At 64.6% G+C, this 11,680-nt stretch carries 9 protein-coding genes and 1 pseudogene; 3 read left to right on the forward strand and 7 right to left on the reverse strand.

What is annotated here, in order from left to right; translation table 11 throughout:
- Positions 1-450, reverse strand: a pseudogene (locus tag RMQ73_RS11380) (NADP-dependent oxidoreductase); the annotation flags it as partial.
- Positions 450-1,358, reverse strand: a complete 909-nt coding sequence (locus tag RMQ73_RS11385; protein ID WP_310498363.1) for an alpha/beta hydrolase — start codon at positions 1,356-1,358, stop codon at positions 450-452. The pseudogene RMQ73_RS11380 and the gene RMQ73_RS11385, both read right to left, overlap by 1 nt.
- 91 nt (positions 1,359-1,449) lie before the next feature.
- Between RMQ73_RS11385 and RMQ73_RS11390 the strand changes: the two genes are divergently transcribed.
- Both RMQ73_RS11390 and RMQ73_RS11395 read left to right on the forward strand, forming a co-directional pair.
- Complete coding sequence (locus tag RMQ73_RS11390) at positions 1,450-2,151, forward strand: TetR/AcrR family transcriptional regulator (protein WP_310498364.1); 702 nt, start codon at positions 1,450-1,452, stop codon at positions 2,149-2,151.
- Between the two features lie 12 nt (positions 2,152-2,163).
- Positions 2,164-3,534, forward strand: coding sequence for a protein adenylyltransferase SelO family protein (locus RMQ73_RS11395; protein WP_310498365.1), 1,371 nt, complete (start codon positions 2,164-2,166; stop codon positions 3,532-3,534).
- Here RMQ73_RS11395 and RMQ73_RS11400 read toward each other — a convergent pair.
- Complete coding sequence (locus tag RMQ73_RS11400) at positions 3,531-3,908, reverse strand: histidine triad nucleotide-binding protein (RefSeq protein ID WP_310498366.1); 378 nt, start codon at positions 3,906-3,908, stop codon at positions 3,531-3,533. The genes RMQ73_RS11395 and RMQ73_RS11400 overlap by 4 nt on opposite strands.
- Before the next feature lie 352 nt (positions 3,909-4,260).
- On the opposite strand from RMQ73_RS11400, the gene rho reads away from it, so the two are divergent.
- Positions 4,261-5,517: a transcription termination factor Rho gene (gene rho / locus RMQ73_RS11405; RefSeq protein WP_310498367.1), complete on the forward strand. Its 1,257-nt coding sequence runs from the start codon at positions 4,261-4,263 to the stop codon at positions 5,515-5,517.
- A gap of 10 nt (positions 5,518-5,527) precedes the next feature.
- Here rho and glgX read toward each other — a convergent pair whose 3' ends face one another.
- Genes glgX through glgC form a run of 4 tightly spaced genes read right to left on the reverse strand, consistent with a single transcriptional unit; the run spans position 5,528 to position 11,674 of the window.
- Positions 5,528-7,333 (reverse strand): glycogen debranching protein GlgX, encoded by a 1,806-nt coding sequence (glgX, locus tag RMQ73_RS11410; RefSeq protein WP_310498368.1) that lies wholly within the window; start codon positions 7,331-7,333, stop codon positions 5,528-5,530.
- Positions 7,330-8,958: an alpha-D-glucose phosphate-specific phosphoglucomutase gene (locus tag RMQ73_RS11415; protein WP_310498369.1), complete on the reverse strand. Its 1,629-nt coding sequence runs from the start codon at positions 8,956-8,958 to the stop codon at positions 7,330-7,332. Before RMQ73_RS11415 ends, glgX begins: the two co-directional genes overlap by 4 nt.
- A complete protein-coding gene (gene glgA / locus RMQ73_RS11420; protein ID WP_310498370.1) occupies positions 8,955-10,412 on the reverse strand; it encodes a glycogen synthase GlgA in 1,458 nt (485 codons plus the stop codon). The genes RMQ73_RS11415 and glgA overlap by 4 nt, the downstream gene beginning before the upstream one ends.
- Positions 10,412-11,674 (reverse strand): glucose-1-phosphate adenylyltransferase, encoded by a 1,263-nt coding sequence (glgC, locus tag RMQ73_RS11425; RefSeq protein ID WP_310498371.1) that lies wholly within the window; start codon positions 11,672-11,674, stop codon positions 10,412-10,414. The genes glgA and glgC overlap by 1 nt, the downstream gene beginning before the upstream one ends.
- Positions 11,675-11,680 lie beyond the last annotated feature (6 nt).

Here is an 11,680-nt window from a genome sequence, read left to right on the forward strand (position 1 = left end):
CACCAGCGTCTCGCCGGGCTTGGGTTGGCCGATGTCCAGCAAACCGAAATAGGCGGTGGGGCCGACCAGCGCCAGCGTGCCATAAGTTGCGGCCAGCGACAGGCCCGGCAACTGCGGCAGCGGCCCCATAAAGGCACCGTCGGACACGATGATATCGGCCCATTCACCAAGCCCGGCCATCAGGTCGCCAACATTCACCCCGGGCTTCTTGCTGGCGATGACGCGGCCGCACACACCAGCCCGCATCGGTGCGCCGATGGCAACGGGGGGCATGTACTGCTCCATGTCGCTCATCCAGATGCGGTTAGTGGGGTCGAGGCTGATGTAGATGACGCCAAGCGCAAATTGGCCATCCGCCAGATCGGGCAGGGTTTCGCGGCTCAGCACCAGGTCGCCATCGGCGATATCGCCCACCGGGCGCCGCGCCAGTTTCCAGACACTGCGTTCCATCACGTCACATCTCCTGCAATCATGCGTTCAAGAAAATCGTCGATTGCGGCCCGTGCGGCCGGCTCGTCCAAAGCCGGCGCATGGCCCACATCCGGCACAACGGCAGCAACAAGGCCGGGCACCCGCCGGACAAGTTCGGCCTGCGCCGCGCTTGAAAACACATCCGACAGCTCGGCCCTCAGCGACAGCACCGGTACGCCGGACAAGCTATCAAGCGCCGCCCACAGGTCGGATCCGGCATCGCTATGCGGCAGGCGCAGCGGTTCGGCAATGCGCGGATCATAATCGAGGATGATCTTGCCCTGCGGCGACAGACGGCACAGCCGCTTGGCAAAGCCCAGCCAGTCCGCCAGTTGCCAATGCGGGTAGATGTTGCCGTTGCGCTGCGCCAAATCGCGCGCCGCATGAATCCAGGTGGGCCAGTTGCCGCCGCGCCCGACATTGCTGCGCAGCCGCGCCAGGCCTGCCGGCAGGCTTTCGGGACCGATATCATTCAGGATCACGCCGGCCATTGCGGCGCGGTGCGCCGTGGTCATCTGCAACGCCAATTGGCCGCCCAGCGAACTGCCCAGCACAACGAACCGGTCGATGCCGGCCTCGGCGAGGATTCGCGACAGGTCGCGCAGATAGATCAGCGACACATAGGTCAGCGGGTCGCGCGCCCAGCCCGATTCGCCTCGGCCGCGAATGTCCACGGCCACGACCCGCCAACGACCGTCCATCCAATCGCCAAGGGCAGCAAAATCTCGCGCCGTCCGGGTCATGCCGGGCAAGCACAGCAACACTGGCCGATTGGCAGGCACACCGGGCGCCGCAGCACGCTCTCGCCAGTGCAGGCGCAGCGAATCGTCCGACCAGGCCCAGCCGTCGCTCCATTCGCCGCTTTGCTGGTTGGCCGCACTGGCCATGATTGCCCCTTTTCCGGTCGTTTTTTGACTCTGACTCAGTTGTTGCCCTATAAGCCACGCTTCCGGGGGGAATAAAGGAAGAATCTCAAAAGTGGCCACGCGCGCTATTGATTCACGCAACGCTGCCGCCGCGGCGCGCACGACGGCCCGTACCGATGGCCGCGGCGATGTCCGTGCACGCCGGTATGACCCCGCCGAAACCAAGAACCGCGTGTTGTCGGCCGCTTATATGCTGTTTTCGACCAAGGGCTTTGCCAGCACCGGCACCGCCGACATCGCCCGCGCCGCCGATGTATCGGAAGGCTCGATCTTCTATCACTTCGGCTCGAAAAAGGCCTTGCTCGTCGAACTCGGTCGCCGCCACGGCGAACTGATGATCGAAGCGATGGAAGCCGGCTATGCGCTGGAGGATCTGGAACCGGGCATCATCATTCCGCGCGTCCTGCAATTCTGCCGCGAAAACCTGATGTGGGAAGGCATGGGCGGCACCGCCGACATGCCCTGCGGTGGACCCGGCCCCAAGGCGGCGCTGCAAGGCAACGCCGATGCCGAGCCATTCTACCACGCTGCAAAGACGGTAACGACCAACTGGATCGCCATGCAGATGACCGCCGCCATGGCCAAGCGCGGCATCACCGGTGTTGCCATCGACCTTGCAGCAAGCTTCACGCATCACGTCGTCGGCGACGCCATCGACCTGTGGCTGACCGCCTGCACCCCCGCAGAAGCCGACCGTGTCGAGCGTGAAACGGTGCGGTTCGTGCGCGCCGCTTGCAACTATCCCACGGATTGACCAATTGGCGGCATGACCGCCTTTCAGCCAGAAACCGCTATCCTTACCCTTGGCGATGCGTTTTTCGATCCGGTGCAGCCGGCGGATTTCCCTGACACCATCCTGCGGTTCCGCAATGACCGCGCCGCCGCACAGGTCGGCCTGGGCCATCTGAACGACGCGGAATGGACCGCGCATTTCGGCCGGTTCGCGCCCCTGCCCGGCAGCCTGCCACAACCGCTGGCCATGCGGTATCACGGCCATCAATTCCGCAGCTACAACCCCGATCTGGGCGATGGCCGTGGGTTTCTGTTTGCCCAGATGCGCGATGACCATGGCCGGCTGATGGACCTTGGCACCAAGGGCTCGGGCCAGACCCCGTGGAGCCGGATGGGCGATGGCCGGTTGACGCTCAAGGGCGCGGTGCGGGAAATCCTTGCCACCGAAATGCTCGAAGCGCTGGGCCTCGATACCTCGCGGACCTTTTCCGTCATCGAAACCGGCGAGAAACTGTACCGGAACGACGAGCCATCGCCGACCCGTTCGGCGGTCATGGTGCGATTGAACCACAGTCACATCCGGTATGGCACCTTTCAGCGGCAGGCCTATCTCAAGGACGAAGCCGCCATGGCACGGCTGTGCGATTATGTGCTGGCAAACCTTGCCCCCCAAGCCAGCGGCCCTACCCCGGCGGCAGCGGTTCTGGACCATGCGGTGCACACCGGCGCCCGGCTGGCGGCACAATTCATGGCGGCGGGCTTTGTCCATGGCGTCCTCAATACCGACAACATCAACATCACCGGCGAAAGTTTCGATTATGGCCCCTGGCGGTTCGTGCCGGCCTGGGATTCGGGTTTCACCGCCGCCTATTTCGACCATGGCGGGCTTTACAGTTTCGGGCGCCAGGCCGAGGCGCTGCAATGGAATCTCTATCAACTGGCCGGCGCGCTGCGGTTGATCGCGCCGCTGGATGACCTGCGCGGCAGCCTTGAGGCGTTTCCGCAGGCTTATGGCGCGGCGCTGGCCGATGCGATGCTGGGCCGGCTGGGTGTTGCCCGGCGCGATCCGCAGGCCGATACCGCGCTGGTGCAGACCATGGAAAAGGCGCTGGTCGCAACACAGATGTCGCCCGACCGCTTTTTCTTCGACTGGCGCGGCGGCGTTTTGCGCGGGACTTCGGCGGTGGATTACACCGCCGAAGCGTTCGCGCCATTCATCGCCGCTGTGGTCCCGTATGCCGGCACGGCGCCTACCCACCCTTATTGGTGCGACGCCGAACCTTGCACCATGCTGATCGACGAGGTCGAGGCGTTGTGGGCACCGATTGCGGCGGATGACGACTGGGCGCCGCTACATGCCAAAATCGCCGCCATCCGGCGCATGGCGGAAGCGCATAAAGCCTAGCGTGCCAGCATCGGTCCCAGCGGGCGGCCGCCAAAGATATGGACGTGCAGATGCGGCACCTCCTGATGGGCGTCCTCGCCGGCATTGGCGAGCAGGCGATAGCCGGGTTCCTCCAGCCCCATTTCCCGCGCCACGGTGCCGACAGCCCGGATAAACCCGGCGATTTCCGCATCGCTCGCCAGCGCCGAAAAATCCGCCCATGACCGATAACGCCCGCGCGGAATCACCAGCACATGCATCGGCGCCTGCGGGTTGATATCGTGGAACGCCAGCGCATGATCATCGGCGAACACCTGCCGGCACGGGATCTCGCCGCGCAGGATGCGGGCGAAGATATTGGCGTCGTCATAATCGCCAAGGGCGGCAACGGGCATGGGGCAGGCCTTTCATCGGAAGTAGACGAAGTTAACGGTTTCGTGAGTAAATGAAAAATCGCGTCTTTTTATTTCAATGACTTGAATGTCGGCACAGGCGGTTGAACGGCAGGGTCAAAACGATGGAATCATGCCGCAGCATAGTGCACGCACCGGCTGTAGGACACCCCCGGGGCACCACCGGAGAACCTGCACCCCGCAAGACCGGACAGCGGCGCTTGACCGGCCCGATGCTTGGGATTAGGGCAGAAACGTCGCGCCCGTCCTGGTGTGCGCCCCGCTGAACTCGCGCCGAACCGGCGTTTTCGCATTGCCCGCGTCCTTCGGGCCTCAGCCTAGCAAAGTCCCACCCATGCATCTCCATGACCTGAAAAAGACCCCGCCCGCCGAACTCGTTGCCATGGCCGAGGAACTGGGCGTCGAAAACGCGTCGACGCTGCGCAAGCAGGACATCATCTTCGGCATCCTCAAGGCGGCTGCCGAGGCCGGCGATGAAGTGATGGGCAGCGGCACCATCGAAGTGCTGCCCGACGGTTTCGGCTTCCTGCGGTCGGCGCAGTCCAATTATCTGGCCGGGCCGGACGATATCTATGTGGCGCCGATGCAGGTGCGCCGTTTTGGCCTGCGCACCGGCGACACCATCGAAGGCGAAATTCGCGGACCAAAGGACGGCGAGCGGTATTTCAGCCTCAACCGCGTCACGCTCATCAATTTCGACGAGCCCGAAGCCGTGCGCCACCGCGTCAATTTCGACAATCTGACGCCGCTGTATCCGGACGAAAAGCTCAACCTCGACAGCAATGACCCGACGATCAAGGACAAGACCGGCCGCGTCATCGATGTCGTCGCGCCGTTGGGCAAGGGCCAGCGCTGCCTGATCGTGGCGCCGCCGCGCGGCGGCCAGACCAACATGATGCAGAACATCGCCCGCGCGATTTCGGCCAACCACCCCGAATGCTATCTGATCGTGCTGCTCATCGACGAGCGGCCCGAGGAAGTCACCGACATGCAGCGCACCGTCAAGGGCGAGGTCATCTCATCGACCTTTGACGAGCCGGCGACGCGGCACGTGCTGGTGGCCGAAATGGTCATCGAAAAGGCCAAGCGGCTGGTGGAGCACAAGCGCGATGTCATCATCCTGCTCGACAACATCACCCGTCTGGGCCGCGCCTACAACACCGTGGTCCCGTCATCGGGCAAGGTGCTGACCGGCGGTGTCGATGCCAATGCCCTGCAGCGCCCGAAGCGGTTTTTCGGCGCGGCGCGCAACATCGAGGAAGGCGGCAGCCTGACCATCATCTCGACGGCGCTGATCGATACCGGCAGCCGGATGGACGAAGTGATTTTCGAAGAATTCAAGGGCACCGGCAACAGCGAAATCGTGCTGGACCGCAAGATCGCCGACAAGCGCGTGTTCCCGGCCATCGACATCGGCAAGTCCGGCACCCGCAAGGAAGAACTGCTGGTAGACAAGACGACGCTGGCCAAGATGTGGGTGCTGCGCCGCATTCTCATGCAGATGGGCACCGTCGATGCGGTGGAATTCCTGCTCGACAAGATGAAGGACAGCGTGACCAACAAGGACTTCTTCGACGCGATGAACAACTAGGCGCCAGGGCCTAGGCGCCGGCGTCCCATGCGACAGTCTTTCGGGACCGGTCGATCCTGAGCGTCAGGTCGCCGGCCCCGTGCCTGAGGGTGTAGGTGACGGCGCCGGTCGCGGGGTTTTGCCAATCCGCGCTGGTCATCGGCTTGCCGTCCGGCCCGGCCCAGTCGCCGGTATCCGGGAAGCGGCTGGACAGGCAGCTTCGTGCGAGACGCTGGCGGGCCAAGCTTGCGACATGACTTTCCAGTTCGCGATCCCGGCGCGCCCAGTCGATCCAGCTGACGGGGTTGTCCTGTGCATAGGCGTTGTTGTTGCCGTGCTGCGTGCGGCCGAATTCGTCACCGGCCGTGAGCATGATCGTACCCGTCGATGCGAACAGCGTGGCCAGAAGCGCGCGCAGGTCGGCGCTGCGGCGGGCGGCCAGTGCGGGGTCAAGGTCGGGGCCGTTACCTTCGCTGCCGCAATTCCATGACGGTTCGTCGCCGTGGCCGTCGCGATTATCCTCGCCATTGGCGTGGTTGTGCTTGCGGGCATAGGCAACAGTGTCGGCCAGCGTGAAGCCGTCATGTGCGGCAAGGAAGTTCACACTGCGGCATTCGCCATTGAAAACATCGGATGAGCCGGCGATTCGCGTCACAAGATCGGCGATACCGCCGTCACCGCGCCAGAAACGGCGGACATCGTCACGAAAGCGGTCGTTCCATTCGAGCCAATCGGCGGGGAAATTGCCCAGTTGATAGCCGCCGGGGCCGATGTCCCATGGTTCGGCGATCATGATCCGATCTGACAGCAGCGGATCGGCGGCGATTTCGGCAAACATGGGCGCATCGGCAGCAAAGCCGGGGCCGCGCGCCATAATCGGCGCCAGATCGAAGCGAAAGCCATCGACGCCGCATTGCGACACAAAATGGCGCAGGCTGGCCAACGTCAGTGCACGCACCGCCGGGTTGGCAAAATCCAGCGTGTTGCCGCAGCCCGTGTCGTTGATCAGGCTGCCATCGGGGGCATGGGCATAGGCGGCATTGTCGAGCCCGCGCAGCGACAGCACCCCGCCGTGAATATCGCTTTCGCCGCTATGGTTGAAAACAAGATCGAGGATGACACCGATACCGGCCGCGTGCAGTGCGGCGACGGTCTGGCGCAATTCGACCACCCCGCCAGGGCAAAGCCCGGGATCGAGCGCCATCAGCGCCACCGGATTGTAACCCCAGGCGTTGTGCAGCCCCAGTGGACCCAGATGGCGCTCGTCGATCCAGGCGGTGATCGGCATCAATTCGATGGCCGACACATGCAGGTTTTTCAGATGCGCCATGATGACCGGCTCGGCCAACGCCGCGATGGTGCCGCGCAGCGCCGGCGGCACATCAGGGTGCAGCATGGTAAAACCGCGCACGTTGATTTCGTAGATCAAGCCGCCGCGATCAAGCAGCGGCGGGCGCGGCAAGGGGGCAGGCAGGTCAGGGCCAGGCACCAGCGCCCATGGCACGAAATGGGCGGTGTCGAGACCGAACACTGCCAGCGCGGGATCCTGGACAAAGCGCCGATCAAGCGTGACGGCATAGGGATCGACCAGCAGTTTGGCCGGATCGAACCACAGGCCCCTGGCAGGCGCCCATTCGCCATCGGCACGGTAGCCATAGGCGGCGCCGGGGCGTTCCATGGGCAGCACGCAGGTCCAGTCATTGCCGCTGCGCTGCATCGCGATGCGCTGTTCGCCGCCGGCACCCGGCAGGCACAGCCAGAGCGCCGACGCCTCTGGCGACCGCACCCGAAAGCTGGTGACGCCGCCCACGCAACGGGCGCCGTAGGGCAGCGTCACGTCACGACATCTGGCGCGGCGCGGCCGGTGTATGCGGCGATCTGCGCGATATCCTGCGCCGCCGCGACAATCGGCGCCAGCATCAGCGCTGTATCGGCGCCGATCATGCCGTCTGCCGGTTCATAGCGCTCGAGATAAACGCGCAAGGTGGCGCCGCTGGTGCCGGTGCCCGACAAGCGGAACACGACGCGCGAGCCGCCTTCGAACAACACGCGCAGGCCCTGATTGGCGCTGACCGACGCATCGACCGGATCGGTATAGGAAAAGCTGTCTGCGCGGGCCACCATCAGCGGTCCGAACCGGCTGCCCGGCAGGGTCGGCAATCGCGCCGTCAGCGCCGCGACCAGCGCGTTGGCACGGCCGGTATCGATGGCCTCGTAATCATGGCGGGCATAGTAGTTGCGCCCGAACCGCGCCCAATGATCGCGCGCCAGGGCATCAACGCCGATCCGCCGCACGACAAGGATGTTGAGCCACAGCAGCACCGCCCATAGCCCGTCCTTTTCGCGGATATGGTCGGACCCGGTGCCGGCGCTTTCCTCGCCGCAAATCGTGGCAAGGCCGGCATCGAGCAAGGTTCCGAAAAACTTCCACCCGGTGGGGGTTTCATGGGCGGCAATGCCCAGCGCCGCCGCCACCCGGTCCGCCGCCGCGCTGGTCGGCATAGACCGCGCAATGCCTTTCAGCCCCGCCGCATAACCGGGCGCCAATTGCGCATTGGCCGCCAGAATCGCCAGCGAATCCGACGGCGTGATGAAACGCCCGCGCCCGATGATCAGGTTGCGGTCGCCGTCGCCGTCCGACGCCGCGCCGAAATCAGGCGCATCCGGCGCCATCATCAGGTCATGCAGCGCCGCTGCATGGACAAGGTTGGGATCGGGGTGATGACCGCCGAAATTCTCCAAAGGCACACCATTGTGTACCGTCCCCGCCGCGAAGCCGAGCCGCCGTTCAAGGATTTCGGTGGCATAAGGCCCGGTCACTGCGTGCATCGCATCAAAGGCCATGGTGAAGCCGCCAGCCACCGCCGCACGGATTGCGGGGAAATCGAACAGGCTTTCCATCAATTCGGCATAGTCTGCGACCGGGTCGATGACATCGACTGTCATGCCCGACACCATCAAGCTGCCGATGGCGTCCAGATCGATGTCCGGCGTGCCGACCGTCAGCCAGCGGGCGATTGTCTGCGTGCGCGCGTAAATGGCATCCGTGATCGCTTCGGGCGCGGGGCCGCCATTGGCGATGTTATATTTGATGCCGAAATCCTCGTCCGGTCCGCCGGGATTATGGCTTGCCGACAGGATGAGGCCGCCGCTGGCGCCATATTTGCGGATGACATGGCTGGCGGCCGGCGTGGACAGGATGCCGCCGCACCCGACGATGACACGGGCATAGCCGTTTGCCGCCGCCATGCGGATGGCCTGCTGGATGACGGTGCGGTTGTGGAAGCGGCCATCGCCGCCCAGCACCAGTGCCGCGCCATCGCTGCGCTGGACGACATCGAACACCGACTGGACGAAGTTTTCGGCATAGTTCGCCTGCTGGAACACCCGCACTTTCTTGCGCAGGCCCGAAGTGCCGGGCGCCTGCCCCGCAAACGGCGTGGTGGCGATGGACTGGATCATGGGGTGCCCCCGGCAAGTTGCTGGTAGATCGCGGCATATTCCGCGCCGCTGCGATCCCAGGAAAAATCTGCGGCCATGCCGTTGCCTTGCGTTCGCCGCCATTGGCCGGGCTGCCGATACAGGGCGATGGTGCGGGTGATCGCCGATGCCAGGCCGTGATAATGGGCGCCGTCGAACTGGATGCCGGTGGCGACCCCGGCACCCAGCGCGGCGGGGTTGGCATCGATGACGGTGTCCGACAAACCGCCGGTGCGGGTCACGACCGGCACGCAGCCATAGGCCAACGCGTAAAGCTGCGTCAGGCCACAGGGTTCGAACCGGCTGGGCACCAGGATCGCATCGCCGCCGCCCTGCATCCGGTGCGACAGCGCTTCGTCGTAGCCGATATGCACGCCGACCTTGCCCGGATGGCGCGCGGCGCCGGCCTGCAAGCCCGCCACGATGTCGGGGTCGCCCGACCCCAGGATCGCCAGCCGCCCGCCATTGCCGACCAGATGGTCCAGCACTTCGCAAATCAGATCGGCGCCCTTTTGCCATGTCAGGCGGCTGATCATGATGAAGAGCGGGCCATCATCCTGTTCAAGGCCGAAATGCTGTTCAAGGGCGCGCTTGTTGGCCTTGCGCTTGCCAAGGCTGCGCGGGCCATAGCCGGCTGCCAACGCCGGATCGGTCTGCGGGTTCCATTCAGCCTTGTCGATGCCATTGACGATGCCGCGCACATGGTCGCCGCGCAGGGCGATCAGGCCTTCGAGGCCCATGCCGAATTCCGGGCGGACGATCTCGCGCGCATAGGTGGGACTGACGGTCGTGACCATATCGGCCAGTTGCAGCCCGGATTTGAGAAAGCCGACGCCGCCATAGGTTTCCACCCCGTCGATCGACCATGCCGATCCGGGCAATTCGAGGCTGGCGAAGATGCGCGGGTCGAACCAGCCCTGGAACGCCAGATTGTGGATGGTCAGGACGGTTGGTATCCGCAGGCCGGCGCGCAGCGGGGCAAAGCGCAGATAGGCGATGGCCATCGCGGCCTGCCAGTCATGCGCGTGCAGCAGGTCGAATGACAGCGCCTTTGCCGCCCCCCCGGCAATGTCGGCGGCAGCCCTGCCGAACGCCGCAAACCGCCGCCAGTTGTCGCCCCAATCCTTGCCGGACGCATCGGCATAGGGGGTGCCAGCGCGCCCGAAGTAACCCGGCGCATCCAGAACCAGCACGTCATTGCTGCCGATTTGTGCAGCCAGCAGCCGCGCCGGCTCGCCCAGCAAGGCGTCCCATGTGTGGACACATCTGGCCTTGCCGATGGCGGCGATCACAGCCGGATAACCCGGCAGCATCGTCGTCATGGCAATCCCGTGCGCCGCAAGTGCCGCCGGCAGCGCGCCGGCGACATCGGCCAGCCCGCCCGTCTTGATCAGCGGCACCGCCTCGGACGCGGCGGAAAGGACGCGCAGTGCCATTACAGTTCCAATCGGTCGATCATCGGCTGGGTGATCAGGCAGACGCCCTTTTCGGTGCGGCGAAAGCGCTTGGCATCGAGCAGCGGGTCTTCGCCCACCACCAGGCCGGGCGGGATTTTCACGCCGCGATCGAGGACCACTTTCTTGAGCCGGGCATGGCGGCCGACATCGCACCACGGCAGGATCACCGACTGTTCGACATGCGACCACGACCGGGTGAGGACGCTGGTGAACAACAGGCTGCTTTCGACATGGCTGCCCGAAATGATGCAATTGCCGGCGACAAGGCTGGACACCGCCTCCCCGCGCCGCCCGGCTTCGTCGTGGACGAACTTGGCCGGCGGCACCATTTCCGCATGGCTCCAGATCGGCCAATCCCGGTCATACATGTCGAGCTGGGGAATGATCTGCGTGAGATCGATATTGGCCTCCCAATAAGCATCGACGGTGCCGACATCGCGCCAATAGACGCCGCCCTCGTCCTTGCCGCGCACGCAGCTTTCCGAAAAACGGTGCGCAACGGCTTTGCCGTGCTTGACCAGATACGGGATGATGTCCTTGCCGAAATCGCGCGAACTGGCGGGGTCGGCGGCATCGCGCGCCAGCTGTGCAAACAGGAAGCGGGTGGAAAAGACATAAATGCCCATCGACGCCAGCGACACCTCCGGCTTGCCGGGCATTGCCGGCGGATCGGCGGGCTTTTCGACGAATTCGATGATCCGGTCGGCATCATCGACCGCCATGACGCCGAAACCGCTGGCTTCGGCGCGCGGCACTTCCATGCAGCCCACCGTCACGTCCGCTCCCTGGTTGACGTGCTGTTGCAGCATCAGTTCGTAGTCCATCTTGTAGATGTGATCGCCGGCCAGGATGACGAGATATTCAGGCCCGTGCGATTCGATGATGTCGATGTTCTGGTACACGGCGTCGGCGGTGCCTTCGTACCACTGCGTTTCGGACACGCGCTGTGATGCCGGCAGGATATCAAAGCTTTCGTTGCGTTCCGGCCGCAGGAAGTTCCACCCCATCTGCAGATGGCGGATCAGCGAATGCGCCTTGTACTGGGTGGCGACCCCGATGCGCCGGATGCCGGAATTGAGCGCGTTGGACAGCGCAAAATCGATGATCCGCGTCTTGCCGCCGAAATAGACCGCCGGCTTGGCACGGCGATCGGTCAATTCCATCAGGCGGCTGCCGCGCCCGCCTGCCAGCACATAGGCCATGGCGTCACGCGCCAGCGGTGCTTGTCTTTTCTGTGCCATGCGCTT

The sequence above is a fragment of the Sandarakinorhabdus sp. genome (genome assembly GCF_031430775.1).
Taxonomy (GTDB): domain Bacteria; phylum Pseudomonadota; class Alphaproteobacteria; order Sphingomonadales; family Sphingomonadaceae; genus Sandarakinorhabdus.